The organism is Phyllobacterium sp. P30BS-XVII, assembly GCF_014138335.1.
Taxonomy (GTDB): domain Bacteria; phylum Pseudomonadota; class Alphaproteobacteria; order Rhizobiales; family Rhizobiaceae; genus Phyllobacterium; species Phyllobacterium meliloti.
In genome coordinates, this window is record NZ_JACGXO010000001.1 from 996,744 (window position 1) to 1,020,081 (window position 23,338).

The 23,338-nt window shown below is 56.8% G+C and carries 26 protein-coding genes; 10 read left to right on the top strand and 16 right to left on the bottom strand.

Annotated elements, in window-relative coordinates; all coding sequences use genetic code 11:
• Positions 1-9: 9 nt before the first annotated feature.
• The gene (gene pyk, locus FHW17_RS04945) at positions 10-1,446 is read right to left on the bottom strand and encodes a pyruvate kinase (RefSeq protein ID WP_091879800.1); all 1,437 of its coding nucleotides are present in this window, start codon (positions 1,444-1,446) and stop codon (positions 10-12) included.
• Positions 1,443-1,868 carry a DUF1036 domain-containing protein gene (locus tag FHW17_RS04950; protein ID WP_091880253.1) on the bottom strand — a complete coding sequence of 142 codons (426 nt, stop codon included), beginning with the start codon at positions 1,866-1,868 and terminating at the stop codon, positions 1,443-1,445. Before FHW17_RS04950 ends, pyk begins: the two co-directional genes overlap by 4 nt.
• A gap of 254 nt (positions 1,869-2,122) precedes the next feature.
• On the opposite strand from FHW17_RS04950, the gene FHW17_RS04955 reads away from it, so the two are divergent.
• The 3 genes from FHW17_RS04955 (at position 2,123) to FHW17_RS04965 (ending at position 3,703) form a co-directional block, all read left to right on the top strand.
• Entirely contained in the window at positions 2,123-2,917 is a 795-nt protein-coding gene (locus tag FHW17_RS04955; protein ID WP_182509309.1) for an N-formylglutamate amidohydrolase, read from the top strand.
• Positions 2,918-2,919: 2 nt separating this feature from the next.
• Positions 2,920-3,225 carry a DUF1244 domain-containing protein gene (locus FHW17_RS04960; RefSeq protein WP_112523041.1) on the top strand — a complete coding sequence of 102 codons (306 nt, stop codon included), beginning with the start codon at positions 2,920-2,922 and terminating at the stop codon, positions 3,223-3,225.
• Between the two features lie 208 nt (positions 3,226-3,433).
• Positions 3,434-3,703: a DUF2312 domain-containing protein gene (locus tag FHW17_RS04965; protein WP_175540565.1), complete on the top strand. Its 270-nt coding sequence runs from the start codon at positions 3,434-3,436 to the stop codon at positions 3,701-3,703.
• Positions 3,704-3,833: 130 nt separating this feature from the next.
• Here the strand turns inward: FHW17_RS04965 and FHW17_RS04970 are convergent, their stop codons facing one another.
• On the bottom strand, positions 3,834-4,397 hold the full coding sequence (locus FHW17_RS04970; protein WP_182509310.1) for a hypothetical protein: 564 nt from the start codon (positions 4,395-4,397) through the stop codon (positions 3,834-3,836).
• A gap of 311 nt (positions 4,398-4,708) precedes the next feature.
• Here FHW17_RS04970 and FHW17_RS04975 point away from each other — a divergent pair, with 311 nt between their 5' ends.
• Positions 4,709-6,058 (top strand): MFS transporter, encoded by a 1,350-nt coding sequence (locus tag FHW17_RS04975; RefSeq protein ID WP_113097640.1) that lies wholly within the window; start codon positions 4,709-4,711, stop codon positions 6,056-6,058.
• Between the two features lie 68 nt (positions 6,059-6,126).
• On the opposite strand, the gene FHW17_RS04980 is transcribed toward FHW17_RS04975, so the two are convergent.
• The 10 genes from FHW17_RS04980 to FHW17_RS05025 form a co-directional block, all read right to left on the bottom strand.
• Positions 6,127-6,486, bottom strand: a complete 360-nt coding sequence (locus tag FHW17_RS04980; protein ID WP_112523044.1) for a hypothetical protein — start codon at positions 6,484-6,486, stop codon at positions 6,127-6,129.
• 84 nt (positions 6,487-6,570) lie between these two features.
• Positions 6,571-7,869, bottom strand: coding sequence for an MFS transporter (locus FHW17_RS04985; RefSeq protein ID WP_182509311.1), 1,299 nt, complete (start codon positions 7,867-7,869; stop codon positions 6,571-6,573).
• Complete coding sequence (locus FHW17_RS04990) at positions 7,866-8,543, bottom strand: FCD domain-containing protein (RefSeq protein ID WP_182509312.1); 678 nt, start codon at positions 8,541-8,543, stop codon at positions 7,866-7,868. Before FHW17_RS04990 ends, FHW17_RS04985 begins: the two co-directional genes overlap by 4 nt.
• 120 nt (positions 8,544-8,663) lie before the next feature.
• A complete protein-coding gene (locus FHW17_RS04995; RefSeq protein WP_182509313.1) occupies positions 8,664-8,993 on the bottom strand; it encodes a hypothetical protein in 330 nt (109 codons plus the stop codon).
• A gap of 29 nt (positions 8,994-9,022) precedes the next feature.
• Entirely contained in the window at positions 9,023-10,171 is a 1,149-nt protein-coding gene (locus FHW17_RS05000; RefSeq protein WP_182509314.1) for a DUF1501 domain-containing protein, read from the bottom strand.
• A gap of 2 nt (positions 10,172-10,173) precedes the next feature.
• Entirely contained in the window at positions 10,174-11,565 is a 1,392-nt protein-coding gene (locus tag FHW17_RS05005) for a DUF1800 domain-containing protein (protein ID WP_182509315.1), read from the bottom strand.
• A gap of 75 nt (positions 11,566-11,640) precedes the next feature.
• Complete coding sequence (locus tag FHW17_RS05010; RefSeq protein ID WP_182509316.1) at positions 11,641-12,111, bottom strand: periplasmic heavy metal sensor; 471 nt, start codon at positions 12,109-12,111, stop codon at positions 11,641-11,643.
• Positions 12,112-12,522, bottom strand: coding sequence for a hypothetical protein (locus FHW17_RS05015; protein WP_182509317.1), 411 nt, complete (start codon positions 12,520-12,522; stop codon positions 12,112-12,114).
• Positions 12,519-13,079, bottom strand: a complete 561-nt coding sequence (locus FHW17_RS05020; RefSeq protein ID WP_182509318.1) for an RNA polymerase sigma factor — start codon at positions 13,077-13,079, stop codon at positions 12,519-12,521. Before FHW17_RS05020 ends, FHW17_RS05015 begins: the two co-directional genes overlap by 4 nt.
• Before the next feature lie 18 nt (positions 13,080-13,097).
• Positions 13,098-13,505 (bottom strand): acid-shock protein, encoded by a 408-nt coding sequence (locus FHW17_RS05025; RefSeq protein WP_182509319.1) that lies wholly within the window; start codon positions 13,503-13,505, stop codon positions 13,098-13,100.
• Between the two features lie 396 nt (positions 13,506-13,901).
• Between FHW17_RS05025 and FHW17_RS05030 the strand changes: the two genes are divergently transcribed.
• From FHW17_RS05030 to phoB, 6 genes are all read left to right on the top strand, one after another.
• The gene (locus tag FHW17_RS05030; RefSeq protein ID WP_112523054.1) at positions 13,902-14,948 is read left to right on the top strand and encodes a substrate-binding domain-containing protein; all 1,047 of its coding nucleotides are present in this window, start codon (positions 13,902-13,904) and stop codon (positions 14,946-14,948) included.
• Between the two features lie 140 nt (positions 14,949-15,088).
• A complete protein-coding gene (pstC, locus tag FHW17_RS05035; protein ID WP_112523055.1) occupies positions 15,089-16,555 on the top strand; it encodes a phosphate ABC transporter permease subunit PstC in 1,467 nt (488 codons plus the stop codon).
• A complete protein-coding gene (pstA, locus tag FHW17_RS05040; protein WP_112523056.1) occupies positions 16,552-17,871 on the top strand; it encodes a phosphate ABC transporter permease PstA in 1,320 nt (439 codons plus the stop codon). The genes pstC and pstA overlap by 4 nt, the downstream gene beginning before the upstream one ends.
• Positions 17,872-17,933: 62 nt before the next feature.
• Positions 17,934-18,707 carry a phosphate ABC transporter ATP-binding protein PstB gene (pstB, locus tag FHW17_RS05045; RefSeq protein WP_227988239.1) on the top strand — a complete coding sequence of 258 codons (774 nt, stop codon included), beginning with the start codon at positions 17,934-17,936 and terminating at the stop codon, positions 18,705-18,707.
• A 23-nt stretch (positions 18,708-18,730) separates the two neighbouring features.
• Positions 18,731-19,456 (top strand): phosphate signaling complex protein PhoU, encoded by a 726-nt coding sequence (gene phoU / locus FHW17_RS05050; RefSeq protein WP_091879825.1) that lies wholly within the window; start codon positions 18,731-18,733, stop codon positions 19,454-19,456.
• Positions 19,457-19,470: 14 nt separating this feature from the next.
• Positions 19,471-20,157, top strand: coding sequence for a phosphate regulon transcriptional regulator PhoB (gene phoB, locus FHW17_RS05055; protein WP_162700294.1), 687 nt, complete (start codon positions 19,471-19,473; stop codon positions 20,155-20,157).
• A 369-nt stretch (positions 20,158-20,526) separates the two neighbouring features.
• Here the strand turns inward: phoB and FHW17_RS05060 are convergent, their stop codons facing one another.
• From FHW17_RS05060 to FHW17_RS05070, 3 genes are read right to left on the bottom strand one after another with little or no spacing between them, the layout of a single operon-like run.
• Entirely contained in the window at positions 20,527-21,717 is a 1,191-nt protein-coding gene (locus tag FHW17_RS05060) for a VWA domain-containing protein (protein ID WP_182509320.1), read from the bottom strand.
• A 7-nt stretch (positions 21,718-21,724) separates the two neighbouring features.
• Positions 21,725-22,171 (bottom strand): GNAT family N-acetyltransferase, encoded by a 447-nt coding sequence (locus FHW17_RS05065; protein ID WP_112523059.1) that lies wholly within the window; start codon positions 22,169-22,171, stop codon positions 21,725-21,727.
• A complete protein-coding gene (locus FHW17_RS05070) occupies positions 22,172-23,011 on the bottom strand; it encodes a MoxR family ATPase (protein WP_112523060.1) in 840 nt (279 codons plus the stop codon). It lies immediately after the preceding gene.
• Positions 23,012-23,338: the final 327 nt, after the last annotated feature.

Sequence of the window (23,338 nt, forward strand, 5' to 3'; positions counted from 1 at the left end):
ACGCAAGTCTTAGATACCGGTCAGACCGTCCGAGCCGATATAGGCGATACGCAGCATATTGGTTGAGCCTGGGGTGCGCAGCGGCACACCGGCTGAAATGATGATGCGGTCGCCCGGATTGCCGAACTCTTCCTGATAAGCGATATGGCAGGCGCGATCGACCATATCGTCAAGATCGGTCGCATCTTCGGTCACAACGCAGTGCAGGCCCCAGACGAGCGAGAGCTTGCGCGCTGTCTCGACAACCGGCGACAGGGCGATAATCGGCAGCAATGGCCTTTCACGCGCTGCACGCAGACCTGTGGTGCCTGACGCCGTGTAGGTGACGATAGCGGACAGGTTGAGCGTTTCAGCGATCTGGCGGGCTGCCAGCGAAATGGCGTCGGCCCCTGTTGCATTCGGCTCGGGGCGCTGGGCGTGAATGATGCCGGGATAGTTGGGGTCGCGCTCAACCTCTTCGGCAATACGCGCCATGGTCGATACAGCTTCCACCGGATAATCGCCCGCTGCGGATTCTGCGGAAAGCATCACGGCATCGGCGCCTTCGAACACAGCAGTTGCCACGTCGGAAACTTCGGCGCGCGTCGGTACCGCTGCAGTAATCATCGATTCCAGCATCTGCGTGGCAACGACAACAGGCTTGCCGGCCCTGCGGCAGGCGCGAATGATCTGCTTCTGAATGCCGGGAACGGATTCAAGCGGCATTTCAACACCGAGATCGCCGCGCGCCACCATCAGCGCATCGGAGAGTTCGATGATTTCCGCAAGGCGGGTCACAGCCTGCGGCTTCTCAATCTTCGAGAGCAGGGCAACGCGGCCGCGCGAGATCTTGCGTACTTCGGCAAGATCCTCCGGCCGCTGAATAAAGGACAGGGCCACCCAGTCGACTTCTTCCTGCAGGACGGCATCAAGATCGCGGCGATCCTTTTCCGTCAGCGCGCTGACGCCGAGCGTTGTATCGGGCAGGCTGACGCCCTTCTTGTCGGAAATCTTGGTGCCTGATACCACGCGGCAGGTGATGGACTTGCCATCGGAGGCTTCCGCGACCAGAGCGAGCTTGCCATCATCAACAAGCAGACGGTGCCCGGCTTCAACAGCTTCCAGAATTTCCGGATGCGGCAGGAACACGCGGGTGTTGTCACCCAGCGCCTCATTGTTGTCGAGCGTGAAAATCTGTCCCGGAACGAGATCAACCTTACCTTCGGCGAATTTGCCGACGCGCAGTTTCGGTCCCTGCAAGTCGGCCAGAATGCCGATTGGCCGACCCACTTCCTTTTCGACGTTGCGCAGGCGGCGGACAAGTTCGCGCATGAGTTCATGGCTGGCATGGCTCATATTGATGCGGAACACGTCGGCACCGGCTTCAAACAGTTTGCGAATCATCGCTTCGTCTGAAGAAGCGGGACCCAGAGTGGCGAGGATTTTGACCTTACGGCGACGTCTCATCGAGGAGGGGTATCCGTTACAATTGGAGCTGAGGGAGGAGTTTCTTCCGTAAGCTGGACCATCCAGCTTGATTGTTCCCCGGTATCATACTCCTGAAATCCCGCGCGCTGGAACCCGCGCGCAAAACAGTCATTGATCCCGGTAATCTTGAACTGGTTTTCCGCCACGCACATGTTCACCTTGCCATCCCAGCGGCCGCCGCTCTGGGCGTCCTCGGCATAGAGATAGTAATAGCGCGACGTCAGCGGGCCGACGACCAGTGTGGTGCAGGAGGACGCATTGACATGCCACCAGCCTTCCGTGATCCAGCCCGTCTTCGCCCGATAACCAAGCGCGACGCCGACGAGATTTTGTGTGGTGTTGCACACGCGAAAATCGGCATGGGCTTTCTCCGGCGCAAAGACACTGCCTGCTACGAAAATGAATAAAAAAGCCGCTAGAAAGCTGCTCAATCGCGTCCGCTGATGCTGGTCAGCGCGGAAAATGATGCCCCTGCGCAATATTGCCTCCGTCCGTCTTAGACTCCTTTTCCGCAGTTTCACGTGCATTGTCAACGCGCTAATCGGCCTAACATGCAGTTCCTTGAGCACTGCGACAAAAGATTGGTGGTTGCATTCGCAATCAGGGCGTGAAACACAAAAAAATCTCCCGAATAATCGCGCAAGAGAACGTTCATATGCCGTTTTCCCCTTTCCATCTTGTCCATGGCAACGAGGCCAGAGGTCTGGTGCTGCTGGCTGACCATGCCCGCCGCGATTTGCCTGAGGAATATGGCTCGCTTGGTCTGCCACCGCAGCAGTTTGAACGGCATATTGCCTATGATATCGGTGTCGAGCATCTGACCCGGAAACTGGCTGTTATGCTGGATGTTCCGGCTGTTCTTGGCGGCTTTTCCCGTTTGCTGATCGATCCAAACCGGGGAGAGGACGATCCAACGCTGATCATGCGCCTGTCCGATGGCGCGATTATTCCGGGAAACAATCCAATGCCGGAAGCCGAACATCAAAAACGCGTGAATGATTTCTATCGCCCCTATCATGAGGCGGTCGCGGATAGGGTCGATGCGGTTGCCAAGGCAAGTGGCAAGGCACCGCTGGTCATTTCCATCCATTCATTCACTGCGTTCTGGAAGACAACGCCACGGCCATGGCATGCGGGTATTCTCTGGGACAGTGATCCGCGCGCGGTTCTGCCGCTCATCAAGGCTTTGGAGGCTGATCCACAACTGGTGGTCGGGGATAACGAGCCCTATGACGGAGCACTGCGCAATGACACGATGTTCAAACATTGTATCGTGCCGGGCCTCGCCCATGCTCTGATCGAGGTGCGGCAGGATCTGATCGCCGATGAGACCGGCATCAGCGAATGGGCCGATCGCTTGGCACCTATCCTTGAAGCCATCAATGCTGATCCCGATATGCATGTTGTCAGGCAATATGGTTCACGAACCGGCCCACTGGAGGAAGTTTGAACATGAACGATCTTACGGAAGAGCAGCGTATTGCCCTCGAGGCGGCGGCGTTCCGGCGTCTGGTGGAGCATCTGCGCGAACGCAGCGATGTTCAGAATATCGACCTGATGAATCTGGCCGGTTTTTGCCGCAACTGCCTGTCCAACTGGTATCGTGAAGCCGCTGACGGGGCGGGTATTGCCATTTCAAAGGATGAATCCCGCGAGATCATCTATGGCGAACCCTATGCCGAATGGCAGGCCAAGCATCAGCGTGAGGCCAGTGATGCACAGAAAGCCGCCTTTGAAGTGAACAAACCTTCCCATTGAGGGTGTGGGTGGTGGTGACGAGTTTGGGGTAGTTGCGTGGTTCGTGGTTCGACAAGCTCACCACACACCCGAGCTTCCAAGGGATGAATCAAACACAACTATCTTGCGATGAAACTCTATGTGTCTTGACTCATCCTAGGCGGGTCGGGCATCGGAACCCCAGAGGCGGCGCTCCCGAGTCGCACAATCAATTTTTACGGAGCAGAATATGAGCATGGATGATGTAGCGCCACAGGGTGGTGTCGAAGGTGTTGCGGCTGCGGAATTGCGGCAGTTCATTGAGCGCATTGAGCGCCTTGAGGAAGAAAAGACCACGCTTCAGGACGACATCAAGGAAGTCATGGCGGAAGCCAAGGGGCGCGGCTATGACACCAAGATCATCCGCACGATCGTTCGCCTGCGCAAGAAAGACGCGAATGAGCGCAAGGAAGAAGAAGCGATCCTCGAGCTTTATATGAACGCGCTCGGCATGGTCTGATCAGCGCTTCCGGATTTGAGGTCTTTGGGCAAGAGAGAACTTTCGGTTCTCTCTTGCCGCTTTAAACGCTGAAGCCTGTCGTGTTTCCCCCAAATGCCATCAAGCATCGGGGCGTTATCGCTCTCGAATTCTAATAGGCATAGGCGCCGGAGTAGGGCACGAGATACGTGCAAGGCGTTGCATACATCCAGAAATTGGCGGCAGGTTGGGTTGGTTGAAGAATATCCAGCACATTGGTTTGCGGGTGACGCAACCGGTCGGCGGCCTGATGAACCAGTTTTGTTTCGCGATCTTCGTCCGGATGCCACTTATATTCATTTTTGCCGGATATGGTGAGTTCCAGCATAGTGGTTCCGTTGCTCTGGCGCTCTCCCATATACACCCAGTCGAGTGGAAATGAGCCAAGGGCCATCCACCAGTCTTTGTTGGTGTAATACTCCTGCTTTACCCAGTAACGGCCTTTTTGCCCCGGCTTCATTGGGGATTTTTTTGCTTCGTTGTTGATTGCATTGATGAAGCCACGAGAAACACCTGAATCTTCATTCAACAATTGGCTGGCCATAAAATATTTGGGCGTTCCGGTCCCGTCCATATAGTGGTTGATGTATTCTTCGGCCCTGCCGCCGCTTTTCATCATGACGATTTTCGCCATTTCGATGAGGGTGCGATCAGTGCGCCATTGCGACTGCATCACTCTCATCGGTCCGGGGCCATTCTTGGCAACGAAGGCCGCAAATTCAACCGCTGATCGGGTCGACATGATCTGTACCTCAAGCAAATGAATGAGTGTTGTTGGCCCAAAGTTACTCCAACTCGGCTTCCCCTGACAAGCGGCACGAAATCTGCGTCTCGCCCAGCGGTGACGGATATCGCTTGAACTGCCTGCGCGCCGGGTATACTCGTCAACGCGCCCACCTATTCTTTCACGATCCACTTCTTTCGAATGATGTGATCTGCCGACATTCGCGTTGGGGCAGCCGCCTCAGCCGTCAGGGAGTAAATTCAATGTCCGTATCCACAGCGCAGCTGTCTATGAAGGCACCTGCCAATTCGCGTTCCCGCGTTATTCTGGCCAGCCTGATTGGCACCACCATCGAATTCTATGACTTTTATGTCTACGCAACCGCTGCTGTTCTCGTTTTCCCGCATCTGTTTTTCCCTCCCGGCAATGAGACCACGGCGCTTCTGTCCTCCTTTGCCATCTTTGGCGCGGCCATGGTGGCGCGCCCGCTTGGCGCGATTTTCTTCGGCCATCTTGGCGATAAGCGCGGACGCAAGATCACGCTGGTCGGCGCCCTGTTGACCATGGGTATTGCCACATTCCTCATTGGTGTTCTGCCGACCTTTGCCAGTGTTGGCTGGTTCGCACCTGCCATGCTGGTTGTGCTGCGTCTGGCGCAAGGTTTTGCATTGGGTGGTGAATGGAGCGGTGCGGCACTGGTGGCCACGGAGAATGCACCCGCTGGGAAACGCGCCATCTTCGGCACCTTCCCGCAACTTGGTGCTCCCATAGGTTTCATTATCGCCAATGGCCTGTTCCTGCTCATCGCGGCAATCCTGCCATCGGATGATCCATCACGGCCATCCCTCGCGTTTCTCGATTGGGGCTGGCGCATTCCGTTCCTGTTTTCGGCTGTCATGGTGATTGTCGGCCTATGGGTGCGGCTCAATCTGGTTGAAAGCGCAGCCTTCGAGAAAACAGTGAGCAAAGGCGAGATCAAGAAGGTCCCGCTGGTTTCCGTTTTCCAGTCGCACTGGAAGCAGCTTGTTCTTGGCACTTTCTACATGCTTGCCACCTATGTGCTTTTTTATCTGATGACGACGTTCTCGCTCAGCTATGGCCGTGCAGCAACTACAGGACCAATTGCCGGTCTTGGCTATGACTATACGACGTTTGTTCTGATGATGATTGTCGGCGTGGTGTTTTTCGGTATTTTCACCATGGCCTCCGGTCCATGGGCCGACCGCTGGGGTCGCCGTAAAACACTGATCTGGGTCACACTTGCGATTGCCGTATTCGGGCTTTTGTGGGTGCCAATGCTGTCGCTGGGTTCAGCTGGCGTCATGGCTTGGCTGATACTGGGCTTTGCCCTGATGGGAATGACATTTGGCCCGATGGGCGCATTGCTTCCGGAGTTGTTCCCGGTGAGCATGCGCTATACGGGATCGGGTATTTCCTACAATGTCTCGTCCATTCTCGGCGCCGCGGTTGCCCCCTTTATCGCTATTGCCCTTTGGAAGCTTGGTGGCGGTAGCCCGTTCTGGGTCGGCGTCTATCTCTCGGTAATGGCTGTCCTGACGCTGATTGCATTGGTGATTGGCAAGGAAACCAAGGATGTGGATATCGAAGCTTAGTTCGATACTGCTCCGAAATGAAAAAGGCGCGGCAAGCTGTGGAAGCTGCCGCGCCTTTTCTTTTGGGCTTAGTAATTCGGATTATAGATCAGGCGGTCACGGTTTAACGGACGATTATAAACCGGTGCGCGGTTCTGGTTCTGCTTGGCAAGCGATCCGACAATCACGGCACCGAGCGCGAGACCTGCAACACCGGCGATGATTGCGGTATCGCGGTTTTTATGGCGGCGATCAGAACGGTAATCGCGGTCACGATAGTAATCCCGGTCGCGATAATCATCGTCGTAACGATCACGGTAGTAACGATCACCGGACCAGCTGTCATCGTCGTAGGAATAATAGCCGCCTGCCTGGGCCGGAGCCGATGGGAGGCTGATTGCGCTGAACGATACGGCGGCAACCAGCAGAGCAGCGAGAGTCTTTTTCATGATGCGGTCCTCAACATTAAGTGTTGACCACAGATATAAAGCGCCTCGGCTGAACCGGTGATGAATGCCGCCGTTAGCTGCCGTTCACAGGGTGGTTGTGCGGGCATTCACATGCAAGGCGCGCCCTGCGCCCCAGCCGAAAATGGCGACGCCCATCCCCAGCAGAACAAACAGGATAGCCGTTGATGCATAGCTTTCGGTGGCGCTGTGGATCAGGCCAACGAGCAGTGGACCGATGGCAGCCAGCATATAGCCGACGCATTGGGCCATGCCTGAAAGATGCGAGGCGACATGCGAATCCGGCGAGCGCAGCACGATCATCGTCATGGCGATGGCAATGAGGCCACCCTGACCGATGCCTTGAATAATAGCCCATAACCAGACTGTGGAGAGCGGTGCGAACAACAGGCCAAGCAGACCGATAACCGCAATCGTGGCAAGCCCGACATTGATGAGGCGCTGGTCCTTGCAACGCACGGCAAAGGACGGAACGAGCAGGCAGGTGACGACCTGCGCCATAACAGAGACGGAGACGACAACACCGGCGGTTGTTCCATCCAGCCCGCGATCACGCAGGATTGGCGCAAGCCAGCCAAAAACACAGTAGGCGAGCGCGGATTGCAGCCCCATGAACAGGGTAACCTGCCATGCCAGACGGTCACGCCACAGGCCAACCACCTTGAAGCCCGCATGTTTGGTACGCACCTTGCGGGCAAGGGCCTGTGGCAGCCAGATCGCGGCGACAATGAGGACGGGGAGTGCCCAGGCGCTGAGTGCAAGTGACCACGATCCGTCAAGCATCTTCTGAACGGGCAGGGTCAGTCCGGCAGCGCTTGCGGCACCGGCGCAGAGCGCCATGGTGTAAAGGCCGGTCATCATCCCGGTACGGCTGGCGAAGTCGCGCTTGACGAGACCGGGCAGCAGCACATTGCCAATGGCAATACAGGCGCCGGCCAGTGCCGTGCCGATGAACAGCAAGGGCAGGGATTCCAGTCCGCGCAACGCCGTGCCGAGAGCAAGCAGCAGAAGAACACCCAAAAGCGTGCGCTCCGCACCGATCCGCTGGGCAAGGCGCGGGGCCAGCGGGGCGAATACACCAAGACATAAAACCGGCAGCGTGGTGAGAACACCAGCACCAAAGGACGAAAGCCCGGTCTGCGAAATGATCTCGGGCAAAAGCGCTGACGCGCTGGAGAAAACTGGGCGGAGGTTATAGGCGATGAGCACGAGACTGAGGCCGAACAGAACCTGTGCGCCTCGGCTTTTAAAGTCAGGCACGCGCGGCTGGGGAACGCTGTCCACTTCCGCATCGACAAGTTGTTCAGCGGCAATATCGAGATCCGCCGAAAGCCGGGAATGTTCAGTCTTGGAATGCTGGTTCATGATGCAAGCAACCGATCAAGTTCAATAAGGATGGGGGCCATGAAGGTGCGGGTGGTCGAAGCGGCCCTGTCAGGGTCTCCCGAGGCAATCGCATCGATAATGGCTGCATGGGCGGCCATATCGGGTTCGGGGAGTTCGCCGGTTACCGTCGCCCGGATGATTTCCTGAGTGGAAACCGAGAAGAATTCATAGACTTCGATGAGGGCAAAATTGCCCGATGCCGCGACAACCGCCTTGTGAAAAGCGAGGTCCTGTTCGACATATAAATCATGTCTGGAAGCGTTATATTCGCCGCGCTCAGTCAATAGCTGCCGCAACTCGGCAATGACTTCGGGTGTATGGCGCATGGCTGCCAGTCTTGCCGCCTCAACTTCCAGCGCACAGCGCGTCTCGACCTGATCGCGCAGGCCAGTACGCCGGATGCGGAGCAAGCTTTCATCGGGATTGCTGATTGAGCGGACATAGGTGCCCGAACCCTGTTTGGTTTCCAGAAAGCCCTGCGCGACAAGCACCCGCACCGCTTCACGTACCGTGCCGCGGCTGACGCCAAGCATATCGGCCAGTGCTGCCTCATTGGGGATGCGCTCCCCAATCGGCCAGCGATTGGTGATGATTTCCGCGCGGATATTATCAATGGCTGTTTCGGCCAGATTGGTGCGGGCTGCGGGTTGCATTCAGATCAAGTCCCAAAGTCATCGGATGACTTGATAACTATGGGACTTGGGTGAGCCTGTCAAGGGATCGATCTGGGCATAACCGTCAGATGAAACGTTTCATCACATTTCGCACTGGCCTCAACGGTAAATAATGATGGGCCGACGATGCACAATAATCGGTGCCGGGCGCTCGATGATCACGGTTCTGGGACCAAAGGCTTCAAGTGGAAACCAGTAACCGCGATAGAAGCGATAACCAGGGCGGAAATAACCATAGCCGCGATGCCCATTGTAATAATAACCGTCATGCCAGCCATAGAAGCCGCGCCGCCAATAGACAGGTTCGGCCTGGGATTGCAGATGATCGCCCTGCGCGGGCAGGAGTGGCATGGCGCTGGCGCTTTGCGCTCCGGCCAAGGTGTCGACGGCGATAAGGCCAGCGGTGATAATACTTAGGACAGTTCTCATAATATCCTCTTCTGGGGTTGGTTGATGGTTCAGGTGTTGATCAGTCCGTGCAGGGACTGGTCAAAGGGGCGGTTCGGAAAGAGTGTTTTCATGGTGCGCTCCGGGTCGAGGCGGAAGGTTTCAGCGGCAAGAGCCGCAATCAGCGCATCGAGGTCCATGGTGGGTTTCAAATCGCGGTTTTCGTAAAGGGCACTTGCGGCGAGGCCCGGCCAATCGGCGAGAATGCGGCCACCTTGCACCGCTCCGCCCAGAACAAGCGCCGTTGTCGCCGTGCCGTGATCGGTTCCTCCCGTGCCATTGGCAGCGGCGGTGCGGCCAAATTCCGTTGCCACGAGGACGGTGGTCTGCTGCCAGATATCACCGAGGCCGTCGCGCATGGCATCGATCATCGCATCAAGCGCCTTAAGCTGATTGGCGAGCCGGCCGTCCTGCCCGCTATGGGTGTCCCAGCCGCTGGTCTCGATCATGGCAATGCGCGGCCCATCACTGCGAACGAGCGCTTCGGCAGCTGTTCTACCCGCCGCTGCAGGGTTCTGGCGCGTTTCCATGTCCTTGAAAAAGCCGCGTGCTTCCATGGCGGCGCTCCAGACAGGGTGAAACTGCTGATCCTTGTCGTAGAGTTGCGCAACCCGCAGCAACAGGTCATCGGGGGCTTCGGGCAGGCTCGACGGTGCATAGGATGTAACGTCAGCCGAACCGCGCAGGGCGGCAGGTATCGTCGGAGCGAAAGCAATGGCCTTGTCGGCGGATTTCGGCAGGAGGGTCACAAGCCGGTTCAGCCAGCCATCCCGGAGCTGGTAGGGGCTGGTGCCGCCCGTTTCCAGGACATTCTGCCCGTCGAAATGGGAACGTTCGCGATAGGGCGAAGCGACAGCATGGACCAACAGCGCCTGCCTGTTGGTATAGAGCGTTCCCATATTACCAAGCGAAGGATGCAGAGCAAATGTGCCGTCAAGTTTGATGGCATCGGCGACGTCAATGGCAAGCTTGCCACGCAGTTGTGCATAGGCAGGGTCCGCATAGGGAATGACGATGTTGAGGCCATCGGCGGCACCGCGCTGGATGATGAAGACGAAGCGACGATCCGTTGCGACATTGGCAAAGACAATGCGGGGCGCAACGAGCATCGATCCCGCACCGATTGCGGCCAGACGCAGGAAGTCACGGCGGTTGGTCATGCTTATCTCCGTTGAAAATCCGGTGAAACAAGCAGAAGGGCGATGCCCGTCTGGATGGATTCGGCGCGGTTGATTTCCGTTGCCGTCGTGCTGGTCAGGGTGGTTCCAAGAAGATTGCTGGCCAATTCGTCCGGCTTCAGACTGCGGTCTGCCTTCGCGGCCAGCCGCTGCGATACTTCAACCCGCCGAACCAATGCGTCAGGTGCAAGCCAGCTGGCGGCGATGTCGTCATAACCGGCGGGTGAACGCGGCAGCCAGACCGGTTGTCCAAGCTGGTTCAAGAGATTGGAGAAACTGGCTTTGCCAAGATCGGGATAATCCAGACCGCGCATGGCTGAAACCAGCCACTCCCATGGTGTCTTGATCTTGGAGGCCTGTGTTGCCCATGCTTCGGGCGCTTCAACGAGTGCTCTGTAAATCGTTGGCAAATCCCCACCGGAAGTGAGGAATGCCTTGCTGACCCGATCGACGGCCGCCCTTGAGGGCGTATCTGAGATAAAGTGGCGACAGAGTTTTGTGGCAATGTGTCGGGCAGTTGCCGGATCGCTGGCCAGATCTTTCAGAACGGCACCCGCCTGATCCTCGCCAGACGGTCCATAGACCCGGCGGCGTATCAACCGGTCGCCCGGCTGGTGCAGACCGGGACGGTACTGGAAAATACCGGCCTCGCTGGTATCGGCCTTGCCGCCCATCCCTCCGGCAGACCACCCAGTCAGGGCAAGCGCAAATTCTGTCACATCCTTCTGGGTATAGCCGGAACCGACGCCGACCGTGTGCAGCTCCATGATCTCGCGGGCAAGGTTCTCATTGATGCCGGGCAGCCTGTCGGCATTGCGCTTCCTGGCACGATTGGCAAGCGGGCTATCGGGGCCAGCGGAGCGTATCTGATCAAGATAGATCAGCATGGCGGGATGCTGCTCGACGGCAAAGAGCAGGTCAGCAAAGCGCCCTGTTATATGCGGGCGGATTGCCTCGCGCTCAAATGCACCGGCAAGGCTGAGCATCGGGGGATTGTCGGCTGAAACGGCAAAATGGTTTGACCAGAAATGGACGAGCGCTTCCATGAAGGGTGTTGTCGTTTGCAGGGCATTAAGACCGCGCGCGTCGATCTCGCTGCGATAAAGCAACCGCGCCGCTTTGTTCAGCTCCTGCCGCAGCGCAATCTTCGCGTCGCCATCAAGCGTCTGCAGTTTTTCCCGGTCATTGGCGTAATTTGTTGCGATGTCGCGGGTGGCTTGCATTGCCGCAAAGGCTGGCGGCTGGGCCGTGTATTGCCCGATCTGGTCAAGCAGCCAGTGCTGCGGATCGGATGGAAGCGGCTCGCTTGCCCGCTTGCCCAAACCAAAGCGATTGACCGCAATGGCAGCTGTCGCATCTGTTGGCGTGGTACCCATGGTCTTCTCCGTTCGCCGCCTGTCTGGCATCGACAGTCATTGAACGGGGGAGCCAAAAGAATCCGTCGCCGGTGCCTATTCTTTTTTTGCGGGCGTCTGCCTGATGATGATGTTGCGCTTCTTCAGGCCGTCGATCAGCGCCTTGCGATCCTCGGGAGAAAGGCTTTCGGCGAAGGAGACAATTGTCTGTTCAATGCGGGTTCGCAGGGCGAAATCCGCTTCGCGTGCCTTGGTCAGTTCGGCATTGACCGCCGCAGGGTCGATGACATCCTGCGCCAGCAAGCGGGCAATCTCGGTGCGGCTTGCGCGTCCCGCATCGGCCAAAGGTATATTGTCCTTGCGTGCTGCCGACAGGTTCTGGCGCAAGGTCTTCTGCTGTTCCGGCGTCAGATATTCAGCGGCAAAACGGACACCACGTCGATTTTCCGTTGCCCAGGAGTGGCCGAATGTGTGCCAGATATATCCGCCGCCAATCACACCTCCGGCAATGAAGACATTCAGCGCAAGCGAGGCGACGAGGAGTATATTGCGTGATCGTTCGCTCATTTACTCGTCCAGTTCATCAGAGATGTTGAAAGCCGTGACGGCATAGGCCTGATCCTCATATCCGCGGGTTTCCGCCGAGTGGATGACGCCGATCAGAAGCGCGCCGGTGACAGCGCCAGCGAGGCCGATACCCGCAAGGCCCGTGCCTTGCCACCAAAGACGTGCCCGCATCCAGCCCGACCGTGATTTGCCCGATGCGGCGATGATCCGCTCGCGCAGTGCCGCGTCCGGCTGGGCGATCTGATAGCCAGATAACAGACTGTCGAGTTCTGCGGCGGCCTTGAGAGCAGGTTGGGCAAGATCGGGATAGTCCTTGGTAAAGGAGACAGCCGCTGCCTGTTCCGGCGGTGGCCACCGTCTGGTATCTGCACCATAGATCTCGGTCAGTTCGTGAAAACGCTCCGGTGTCATCGGATTTTCTCCTGTTCATCGGCCTCTTGCAGAATCGTCCGCAGATTACGGCGGGCGCGGGCCAGAAGGCTTTCCAGTGCTTCAATGCTTATATCCATGATCTCAGCCGCCTCGATATTGGTGAATTCCTGATAATATTGCAGCACAATCGCCTCCCTTTGCCGGTCTGGCAGGGAGGCTAGGGCTTTTCTGATCCTGTCGCTTTCGTCCTGGGTTGAAAGCGTCTCTTCCGGACCGGGTGCCGGATCGGCACGCTCAGGTGCTTCGGCCACCGGCTGTTCGCGATGGCGGCGCAGCCGGTCGTAGCAGAGGTTGAGCGTCACCCGGTGCAACCACGTATCAAATGTCGCGCGGCCGGACTGCCATTTGCCTGCCTGCCGCCAGAGCCTGACAAAGGCTTCCTGCGTTACATCTTCGGCCTCGTGCCTGTCGCCAAGCATCCGCACGGCCATGGCAAGCAGGCGCGGAAGCTTTCTCGATACCATGGTCCTGATGGCAGCGTCGTCGTGCTGACCGATCTGGACCAGCAGTTCTTCATCCGTCTTGCGATTGTCCAAGGCTTTGCACGCTTGCCGTTACTCCTGCGAACTGTCTGCAGCACCCTTCCTGTGCGGATGGCGTTCTTCCTTCGACAATTGTCCATCGGAATTCTTGTCGAGGCGCTCGAACCGCTTCTTCGATACAGTATCCATTTCTGCGGCATCGATGAAGCCGTCATGATTGGTATCGAGGCGATTGAAGACTGCCGCCGGGTCGCGCTTGGCATTCTTCGGTGCCGGGCGCTTCAGCCATTCCTCAAGCGACAGCTTGCCGTCCCCATCCGTATCAAGCTTGAGCAGCCGTGTCCGCGCCGCCGTCTGGTATTCGGCCAGCGAAATGGTGCCATCACCATTGGTATCAGCTTTTGGAGCCCCCACCGCGAAGGGTGCTGCCAAAGGCAACAACAGAACAGCAAGAAGGGCGGCTGTGCTTTTTGGTTTCATAGGAATTTCCTTTCGGGAGATTGTCATCTGTTTCAGGCTTAAACGGCAGGAGCAGGACAATCCGTCGCTTGCAATCAAGTTTTTTTGAGACCAGTGTCAGGGGACGGCGTTGTCCCCCCACGCAGTCGGGAGGCGCAACCTCTGCGGGTGTCGCAATTGAATGGCATGAACCTACTGGAATCGTTGATCTTCTCTTGAGAGCGCGAAGCTGTGCAAAGTGCATAGACGGTTAACTTGATGGTTTTAGAAGGATTTTTGATTCCGCGCCGGGCGCGGCTCGGGTGCAGACCGCGCTACAGAACTGTAACATTACTGTCATATGACTGTTATATTGGTTCTATAGACGGCAGACGACGTCGGAGGCGTCACACAGTTAATCCAACAGGAGCTGCTCCTATGAACAAGCTTATTTCCACCACTGCTCTGATTGCGATCTCCGTGATTGCCACGACAGTTGGCGCATCCGCTCGTGACCAGATTCAGGTCAGCGGTTCATCCACAGTGCTGCCATATGCCAAGATCGTCGCTGAAGCTTTCGGCGAGACTTTCCCCAAGTTCAAGACCCCGGTTGTTGAATCCGGTGGTTCGGGTGCCGGCATCAAGGAATTCTGCAAGGGCGTCGGCGAAAACACCATCGACATCGCCAATTCCTCGCGTCCGATCAAGGACACAGAGTTGAAGTCTTGCGTTGATGCAGGCGTCAAGGACGTTGAAGAAATCCGCATCGGCTATGATGGCATCGTATTTGCGACCGACATCAAGGGTCCAGATTGGGCTTTGGAGCCTAAGGACGTCTACACAGCACTTGCTGCACAGATCGTTGTTGACGGCAAGCTCGTTGCCAATCCAAACACCAAGTGGAATCAGGTCAACCCTAAGCTGCCAGCTTGGGACATCGCCGCTTACATTCCTGGCGAAAAGCACGGCACCCGTGAAGTCTTCGAAGAAAAGCTGATGACCGGCGGTTGCAAGGCAACTGGCGCTGCTGATGCCATCAAGGCTGCTGGCCTTGACGAAAAGGCTGCCGCTGCTGCCTGTATCGCAATCCGCAAGGACGGCAAGGCAATCGACATCGACGGCGACTATCCTGAAACACTGGCTCGTATCGATGCCAACAAGACAGGTGTTGGCGTATTCGGCCTCGCTTTCTACGAAAACAATGCTGACAAGCTGAAGGTTGCAACCGTCAACGGCATCAAGCCAAGCACGGAAACCATTGCTACAGGCAAGTATCCGGTTTCGCGCCCGCTGTTCTTCTACGTCAAGAAGGCACACCTCGGCGTTATTCCTGGCCTGAAGGAATATGTGGACTTCTTCCTTGCTGACCAGATGGTTGGTCCGGAAAGCCCGCTGGTAGAATATGGTCTGGTTGCTGCACCGGATGCAGAGCGTGAAGCTCAGCGCGCTGCCTTTGCCGCCGGCAAGACAATGGCTGGCAAGTAAGCCCCATAATTGGCGCGGTCGGGAATACCCGTCCGCGCCAGTTCTTCTTCAGGCGGTACGCTTTTGAATCTGGTCTTCTGTTATTCGACCGCATCCATGAGCTTGCGACCTAGTTTACAGGACAGATCGGGGAAGCGTTGATGTCCAGCTTGTTGGTTTTAGTGATTGTCATTGCGATTGGTATTGTCGGGTTTGTTCTCGGACGCCAGCGCGCTGTCCGCAAGGACGACAGAAGCATCAAGGCCCATTCCTTGCCGCATTATCACGGCTGGTGGGTTTTTCTGGTTTCGGTATTGCCAGCGGTTATCTTTATTGCAGTCTGGGCGGTTGCCTCGGGCTTCTATATCGAACATCAGGCGGTTGCCAGTTTGCCTGTTCACAACGACCAGAGCGTCATTGCCAGTCAAAGTCTTGAAATCGGCATGGTCAGCGGTATCGCGCGCGGCCTCAACAAGCTGACCGATCAGGAACGTGCAAATCTGCCAACGACCTTTTCCGAATTGCGTCCGCTTCTGTCCGAAAAGGGCGTTGCCCTTGCGACGGAAGGTCAGGATTTCATGATCCCGATCGCCATTCAATGGAACAAGAGCACGGCCCGCGCCAACAATATCGGTGCGGTTGTCGCCATTGTCCTTGCACTGGCCGGTGCTGTTTTCGGCCTGTCCGGCGTCAATGTTCGCACGCGGGCACGCAACAATGTTGAACGGATCATTCTCTGGGCACTGCTGGCCGCCTCGACAATCGCGATCCTGACAACGGTCGGTATCGTTCTGTCAATGCTGTTCCAGACAATCACCTTCTTCCAATCGGTGACGCCTTCCAGTTTCTTCTTCGGTACCGTATGGGACCCGCGTTTTTCCGCCGCTGGTGGCGATGCGACGCAGGGTCAGTTTGGTCTGATCCCGCTGCTTGCCGGTACGCTTTATATCGCGCTGGTCGCCATGCTCTTTGCGGTTCCGGTTGGTCTGTTTGCCGCAATCTACATGGCTGAATATGCCAGCCGCAGTGTGCGCTCGGTGGTCAAGCCGCTGCTTGAAGTGCTCGCGGGCATCCCGACGATTGTCTATGGCTTCTTTGCTCTTGTCACAGTCGGGCCGTTCCTGCGCGATCTCAGTGCGGCGATCTCGGGCGGTTATCCGTTCATCATGGCCCAGAGCGTACTCACCGCCGGTATCGTCATGGGTGTCATGCTGATCCCGTTTGTCTCGTCACTGTCGGATGACATTATCACCGCTGTGCCACGTTCCCTGCGTGATGGTTCGCTTGGTCTTGGCTCGACAAAGTCGGAAACGGTGCGCCGCGTCGTGCTTCCCGCCGCCTTGCCGGGCATTGTCGGTGCGCTGCTGCTCACTGCCTCGCGTGCTATCGGCGAAACCATGATCGTGGTTCTGGCTGCCGGTGTTGCCGCCAACCTCAATATCAATCCGTTCGATGCCATGACAACGATCACCGTCAAGATCGTCAACCAGCTGACGGGCGATCTGGAATTCAATTCACCGCAGACGCTGGTGGCATTCGCCCTTGGCCTCACCCTTTTCTTTATCACTCTGGCGATGAACATTTTCGCGCTTTACATCGTGCGTAAGTACCGGGAGCAGTACGAATGACCGACACAACTCTCAATCCTGCAACAACTGCTCCAGCCAAAGTGATCAGGCGCGACATTGGTCTCAAGCGCCGCTACGCTGCGGAACGCCGGTTCAAACTTTACGGCATCATAGCCATTGCCATCGGCCTGTTTTTTCTGGTTGCGCTGCTCTATTCGGTTATCTCGAACGGCTATACTGCCTTCTGGCAGACGGAGCTTAATCTTTCGGTCAAGCTCGACGAAAAGATCATTGATCCGACCAACAAACGCGCCACCGATCCGACGGTCTTGCTGACTGCGAACTATCCTGTTCTGGTGCGCAATGCACTGGCGGAAAAGCTCGGTGTCAGCCTTGATGACAAGCCCGGTATCCGTGAGTTGAGCAAGCTTGTATCCGATGGTTCGCGCAGCCAGCTGCGTGAACTGGTTGCCGGAAATCCGGCGCTGATCGGCACGACACAGAATCTGTGGGTCCTGACCGGCGGCGATATCGACTCCGCCTTTAAAGGCCAGATTGATCTGACCGTTGATCAGGCAAACCGCAAGGTTTCGGATCGTCAGGTCGCCTGGATGAACACCCTCAGCAAGGAAGGGGTGATGGCGCAGCGGTTTAACACTGGCCTGTTCACCTTCGGCGCATCGAGCCGTCCGGAAACATCAGGTCTTGGCGTTGCGCTGATCGGCTCGCTTTACATGATGCTGATTGTGCTCTGCCTTTCGCTGCCGATTGGCGTGGCCGCTTCGATCTATCTGGAAGAATATGCCAAGAAGAGCCGCCTGACCGATATTATTGAGGTCAACATCAACAATCTGGCGGCTGTTCCGTCAATCGTCTTTGGTCTTCTCGGGCTTGCCGTCTTCATTAACTTCTTCGGTCTGCCGCGTTCCGCCTCGCTGGTTGGTGGTCTGGTTCTGACCCTGATGACGCTGCCGACAATCATCATCGCGACACGCGCCGCCTTGCGCGCCGTGCCGCCATCCATCCGCTCGGCGGCGCTGGGTGTTGGTGCATCGAAAACGCAGATGGTGTTCCATCACGTGCTGCCGCTCGCTGCACCCGGCATCCTGACCGGGACGATCATCGGCCTCGCCCATGCGCTTGGCGAAACGGCGCCGCTGCTGCTGATCGGCATGGTGGCCTTTGTTGCCAATTATCCGGTCACGCCGCTTGATCCTTCGACTGCGCTGCCGGTGCAGATCTATATGTGGGCCAACGAGGCGGAACGCGCCTTTGTGGAACGCACGTCAGGCGCTATCATCGTGCTGCTTCTGTTTCTCGCAGTCATGAATATTGGAGCCATCATTCTGCGTCGCCGCTTTGAGCGGCGCTGGTAAAACGGGAGCGAACCATGAATCTGATGACAGAACGATCTCTCGAAAAAGCGGTAAACGACAAAATGAATGCACAGGTCAATACGATCAAAATGCAGGGCAAGGATGTCACCGTTCACTATGGTGAAAAGCAGGCCCTGTTTGGTGTCAGCCTCGATGTGCCTGAGAAGATGGTCACAGCGCTGATCGGTCCATCCGGCTGCGGCAAGTCCACCTTCCTGCGCTCGCTGAACCGCATGAATGACACGATTGAAGGCTGCAAGATCGGCGGCAAGATCACGCTCGATGAAGAGGATATCTACAATCCGAAGATCGACGTGGTTGAACTGCGCGCCCGTGTCGGCATGGTCTTCCAGAAGCCCAATCCGTTTCCAAAATCCATCTTCGAAAATGTTGCCTATGGCCCACGCATCCATGGCCTTGCCAAGAACCGGCACGAGCTGGAAGAAATCGTCGAGAAGAGCCTGCGCCGCGCCAGTCTTTTTGACGAGGTGAAGGATCGCCTGCATGAAGCCGGTACAGGTCTTTCCGGCGGTCAGCAGCAGCGCCTGTGCATCGCCCGCGCCATAGCGGTCAGCCCGGAAGTTATCCTGATGGACGAGCCCTGCTCGGCGCTTGATCCGATTGCTACGGCGAAGGTCGAAGAACTCATCGACGAACTGCGCCAGAACTACACCATTGTCATCGTGACCCACTCGATGCAGCAGGCCGCCCGCGTTTCGCAGCGCACGGCCATGTTCCATCTGGGTAATCTGGTCGAGGTGGGTGATACGGAAATGATGTTCACCAATCCGACGGAAAAGCGCACGCAGGACTACATCACCGGACGCTTCGGCTAATCACGGGAAACAGGGATAAAAAAATGACCGAGACGCAACACACCGTCCGTTCCTATGACGACGAACTGAAGTTCCTGACCCACAAGATTGCCGAGATGGGCGGCCATGCGGAACGCATGGTCGAACAGGCCGTCACCGCCATGGTGAATTCCGATAATGCGCTGGCCCAGCGCGTTATTTCCGATGACCTCATTCTTGATGCCGGACAGCGCGAGATTGACGAGAAGGCCATCACCATCATCGGCAAGCGCCAGCCCATGGCAATTGACCTGCGCGAAATCATCGGTGCCATCCGTATTTCGTCCGATCTCGAACGGGTTGGTGATCTGGGCAAGAATATCGCCAAGCGCGTTGTTGCCGTCACCGATACGCGTCAGACGCTCTCCGTCTATCGCGGTCTGCAGACCATCGCCGAACTCGCCCTGACACAGCTCAAGGATGTGCTCGACGCCTATGCGACGCGTTCCGTGCAGCAGGTCAATATTGTCCGCGAGCGTGATGACGAAATCGATGCGCTCTACACATCGTTGTTCCGCGAACTTCTGACTTACATGATGGAAGATCCGCGCAACATTTCTGCCTGCACGCACCTTCTCTTCTGCGCCAAGAATATCGAGCGCATCGGAGACCATGCGACGAATATTGCTGAAACGGTCTACTACATCGTGACGGGTGCGCAGCTTCCAGCCGAACGGCCCAAGGAAGACCAGACCCACAGCATCATCGTTGATGAAGCCAGACAGCCTTAATCAGGAATCCAGCAATGGCGATAGCTCCCAAAATCACAGTTGTCGAAGACGAGGAAGCGCTCAGCGTCCTTCTCCGGTACAATCTTGAAGCCGAAGGCTATGTCGTCGAGACAATCGCACGGGGCGACGAGGCCGAGATCGCGCTGCGTGAAAAAGTGCCTGACCTGCTTATCCTCGACTGGATGCTGCCGGGCCTTTCCGGCATCGAACTCTGCCGCCGCCTGCGGGCGCGGCGCGAGACGGAAATCCTGCCGATCATCATGCTGACAGCGCGTGGCGAAGAAAGCGAACGGGTGCGCGGTCTGGCGACGGGTGCTGATGACTATATGGTCAAGCCGTTCTCGACCCCAGAACTGCTCGCCCGTATCAAGGCCATGCTGCGCCGGGTCAATCCGAGCCTCCTGTCGCATGTGCTGAGTTTTGGCGATCTGAAGCTTGATCGCGAGCAGCACCGGGTGTTCCGCAAGGAACGCGAGTTGAAGCTTGGTCCAACCGAGTTCCGTCTGCTGGAATTTTTGATGCAATCACCAGGCCGGGTTTTCTCACGCGGTCAGTTGCTGGACAATGTCTGGGGCGCTGACATCTATGTGGATGATCGCACGGTTGACGTCCATGTCGGACGGCTGCGCAAGGCTATCAATATTGGCCGTTCGATCGATCCGATCCGCACTGTGCGCGGTGCCGGTTATTCGTTTGGTTGATGGGTTTAAAATAGCTGTACAACGTGTGGTTCGTGGTTCGGCATAACAACCCATGAGGGACAGTGAGGATGCAAGGCTAATCGCAGAGATTGCAGTACATGGCTTCCCTTAACCTCAATCCCTCCGCGTCATCCTCGGGCTTGACCCGAGGACCCACGGCTAAGAAGCTCAAAACGAACTCGGAGCTGGGCGCTATTTAATTATGGGTCCTCGGGTCAAGCCCGAGGATGACGGAGATTGGGAGCTACAGGGAGTCAAGTTCTGCAATCTCTGCGATTAGCTTGCATCCTCACTGTCCCTCATGGTTGTTATGTCGAACCACGAACCACGAACCACGAACCACGAACCACGTCCCCTACCGCTCACAACCTAATCCCTGCGCGAAAGCTCCCGTGTTGCCTGTTCAATACCGGCAAGGGTCATTGGGTACATACGATCAGCGAAAATCTTGCGGACCATTGCGGTTGAGGCGGTGTAGCCCCAATACTGTTCTTTTGATGGGTTGAGCCAGGCGGCATTCTTCCAGTGATCGAGAACGCGGCTAAGCCAGATGGCACCGGCTTCCTCATTCCAGTGTTCGACCGACCCACCCGGATGGGACACTTCATAGGGCGCCATGGCGGCATCGCCGACGAAGATCACCTTGTAGTCAGGTCCATATTTGTGGATCACATCAAGCGTCGGAATCTTTTCCGCATGGCGGCGGCGATTGTCCTTCCACACGCCCTCATAGAGGCAATTGTGGAAATAAAAATACTCCATGTGTTTGAATTCCGAGCGCACGGCGGAGAACAGCTCTTCAGCGATCTTGATGTGCTCATCCATGGAACCGCCGACATCGAAAAACATCAGCAACTTGACGTGATTGCGCCGTTCCGGGCGGGTCTGCACATCGAGATAGCCGTGCTCGGCTGTGGATTTGATGGTGCCCGATAGATCAAGCTCGTCATCCGCGCCCTCACGCACCCAGCGGCGCAGGCGTTTCAGCGCGACCTTGATGTTGCGGGTGCCAAGCTCCACACTGTCATCAAAATTCTTGAATTCGCGCTTGTCCCAGACCTTCACCGCGCGGCCATGGCGGCCCTCATCCTGACCGATCCGCACTCCTTCCGGATTATAGCCATAGGCGCCGAACGGCGAGGTGCCAGCGGTGCCAATCCATTTTGACCCGCCCTGATGCCGGCCCTTTTGCTCTTCCAGCCGCTGGCGCAATGTTTCCATCAGCTTGTCAAAACCGCCAAGTGCCTCAATCAGCTTCTTCTCTTCTTCCGTGAGATGTTTTTCGGCAAGACGCCGTAGCCATTCTTCAGGGAGATTGGCAATGTCGATACCATTCTCGCCGGTCAGGGATTCCAGTCCCTTGAACACATGGCCGAAAACCTGATCGAAGCGGTCCATATGCCGCTCATCTTTTACCAGTGCCGAGCGGGCGAGATAATAGAACCCCTCGACATCGTAGCTCACCAGCCCGGCATCCAGTCCTTCAAGCAATGTCAGATATTCCCGCAGCGATACGGGAATTTTTGCAGCTTTCAGTTCAAGAAAGAAGGGAATGAACATGAGGTGATTATACCATTTTCAGATATTCAATGAATGGGGTCAGTTCACCGATGCGGTCATAAAGTTTGCGGGCCGTTTCGTTGTCATGGGCAGTGGTCCAATAGACGTATTGCGAGCCAACCTTTGTCGCCTCGACATGAACAGCCTCGATCAGCGCGCGGCCAATGCCCTGACCGCGTATGTCAGGGTCGGCGTAAAGGTCCTGCAGATAGCAGGTATCGGCGATGGTCCAGCAGTGGCGATGAAAAAGGTAATGCGCAAGACCAACAGGCTTGCCGTCAAGCTCGGCGAGAAAGCCGCGATATTCGTGTTCGCCGCCGGAAAGCAGCCGCTTGAATGTCGTCTGATAAACGTCTTCGGCTACGGATGTTTCGTAGAACGTCAGATAGGCTGTCCAGAGGCGACGCCATTCGGGTTCATCGGCTTTCTCGATGGGACGGATGATAATAGTCATCTAGCCCTGCCGTCTTGCCATGAAGGCGAGCCGTTCAAACAGATGCACGTCCTGCTCGTTTTTCAGCAAGGCGCCATGCAGTTTGGGCAGCGCGTTCTTGGGATCGGCGCGCAGATCCTCCGGTGCGATGTCGTCGGCAACGAGAAGCCTGATCCAGTCCAGCGCTTCGGAAGTGGAGGGTTTCTTCTTCAGCCCCGCGACGTCGCGGATCTCGTAGAATTGGGTGAGGGCGGCACGAACAAGATTTTGCTTGATGCCGGGATAGTGAACTTCGATGATTCTGGTCAGCGTATCCACGTCGGGGAAGCGGATATAGTGGAAGAAACAGCGGCGCAGGAAAGCGTCGGGCAGTTCTTTTTCATTGTTTGAAGTGATGATGACAATTGGCCGATGGACGGCGCGGATTGTTTCGCCCGTCTCGTAAACATGGAATTCGTTGCGGTCGAGTTCCTGCAGGAGATCATTGGGAAACTCGATATCGGCCTTGTCGATCTCATCGATCAGCAGCACAACCTTTTTGTCGGTCGTAAAGGCATTCCACAACTTGCCCGGTTTGATGTAGTTGGCGATATCGTTGAATTTGGCATCGCCAAGCTGCGAATCGCGCAGACGGCTGACCGCATCATATTCGTAGAGACCTTGCTGGGCCTTGGTGGTGGATTTGACGTTCCACTCGATCAGTTCCAGATCAAGCGCCGCAGCAATCTGCCGGGCAAGCTCGGTCTTGCCGGTGCCGGGTTCACCCTTGACCAGCAGCGGGCGTTCCAGCGCAATCGCCGCATTGACCGCCACCATCAAATCCTTGTCGGCCACATAAGCCGCTGTTCCTTCAAACCGCATCGCATTCCCTTTCATGATGGGCAAAGAGTAGGGATGTGACGCGGCGAGGGCAAGAGAGAGCAATGCAGTCGTTCGGGAGGGGGTACCAATGGGTTGCAAAACGATTGTTGCGCCCTTCGACAAGCTCAGGATGAGGGAGAGTGGTGGGATGCAAAGATAATCGCAAAGGTTGCAGAACTTGACTCCCCCGCAACCCACCCTACCGCAACCCACCCCATTGCCGCCCCACCGTCATCCTCAGTCCTCGGGTTTAACCCGAGGATGACCCGAGGACCCATGTTGATAACTGCTGAGTATCGGTTTCGTTTATTCTCCTTAGCCGTGGGT

Excerpts from the sequence above, each read along its gene's own strand:
- pyk (WP_091879800.1), bottom strand. The coding sequence starts at position 1,446 with ATGAGACGTCGCCGTAAGGTCAAAATCCTCGCCACTCTGGGTCCCGCT.
- FHW17_RS04955 (WP_182509309.1), top strand. The coding sequence starts at position 2,123 with ATGCCGTTTTCCCCTTTCCATCTTGTCCATGGCAACGAGGCCAGAGGT.
- FHW17_RS04960 (WP_112523041.1), top strand. The coding sequence starts at position 2,920 with ATGAACGATCTTACGGAAGAGCAGCGTATTGCCCTCGAGGCGGCGGCG.
- FHW17_RS04965 (WP_175540565.1), top strand. The coding sequence starts at position 3,434 with ATGAGCATGGATGATGTAGCGCCACAGGGTGGTGTCGAAGGTGTTGCG.
- FHW17_RS04975 (WP_113097640.1), top strand. The coding sequence starts at position 4,709 with ATGTCCGTATCCACAGCGCAGCTGTCTATGAAGGCACCTGCCAATTCG.
- FHW17_RS04980 (WP_112523044.1), bottom strand. The coding sequence starts at position 6,486 with ATGAAAAAGACTCTCGCTGCTCTGCTGGTTGCCGCCGTATCGTTCAGC.
- FHW17_RS04985 (WP_182509311.1), bottom strand. The coding sequence starts at position 7,869 with ATGAACCAGCATTCCAAGACTGAACATTCCCGGCTTTCGGCGGATCTC.
- FHW17_RS04990 (WP_182509312.1), bottom strand. The coding sequence starts at position 8,543 with ATGCAACCCGCAGCCCGCACCAATCTGGCCGAAACAGCCATTGATAAT.
- FHW17_RS04995 (WP_182509313.1), bottom strand. The coding sequence starts at position 8,993 with ATGAGAACTGTCCTAAGTATTATCACCGCTGGCCTTATCGCCGTCGAC.
- FHW17_RS05000 (WP_182509314.1), bottom strand. The coding sequence starts at position 10,171 with ATGACCAACCGCCGTGACTTCCTGCGTCTGGCCGCAATCGGTGCGGGA.
- FHW17_RS05005 (WP_182509315.1), bottom strand. The coding sequence starts at position 11,565 with ATGGGTACCACGCCAACAGATGCGACAGCTGCCATTGCGGTCAATCGC.
- FHW17_RS05010 (WP_182509316.1), bottom strand. The coding sequence starts at position 12,111 with ATGAGCGAACGATCACGCAATATACTCCTCGTCGCCTCGCTTGCGCTG.
- FHW17_RS05015 (WP_182509317.1), bottom strand. The coding sequence starts at position 12,522 with ATGACACCGGAGCGTTTTCACGAACTGACCGAGATCTATGGTGCAGAT.
- FHW17_RS05025 (WP_182509319.1), bottom strand. The coding sequence starts at position 13,505 with ATGAAACCAAAAAGCACAGCCGCCCTTCTTGCTGTTCTGTTGTTGCCT.
- FHW17_RS05030 (WP_112523054.1), top strand. The coding sequence starts at position 13,902 with ATGAACAAGCTTATTTCCACCACTGCTCTGATTGCGATCTCCGTGATT.
- pstC (WP_112523055.1), top strand. The coding sequence starts at position 15,089 with ATGTCCAGCTTGTTGGTTTTAGTGATTGTCATTGCGATTGGTATTGTC.
- pstA (WP_112523056.1), top strand. The coding sequence starts at position 16,552 with ATGACCGACACAACTCTCAATCCTGCAACAACTGCTCCAGCCAAAGTG.
- pstB (WP_227988239.1), top strand. The coding sequence starts at position 17,934 with ATGAATGCACAGGTCAATACGATCAAAATGCAGGGCAAGGATGTCACC.
- phoU (WP_091879825.1), top strand. The coding sequence starts at position 18,731 with ATGACCGAGACGCAACACACCGTCCGTTCCTATGACGACGAACTGAAG.
- phoB (WP_162700294.1), top strand. The coding sequence starts at position 19,471 with ATGGCGATAGCTCCCAAAATCACAGTTGTCGAAGACGAGGAAGCGCTC.
- FHW17_RS05060 (WP_182509320.1), bottom strand. The coding sequence starts at position 21,717 with ATGTTCATTCCCTTCTTTCTTGAACTGAAAGCTGCAAAAATTCCCGTA.
- FHW17_RS05065 (WP_112523059.1), bottom strand. The coding sequence starts at position 22,171 with ATGACTATTATCATCCGTCCCATCGAGAAAGCCGATGAACCCGAATGG.
- FHW17_RS05070 (WP_112523060.1), bottom strand. The coding sequence starts at position 23,011 with ATGCGGTTTGAAGGAACAGCGGCTTATGTGGCCGACAAGGATTTGATG.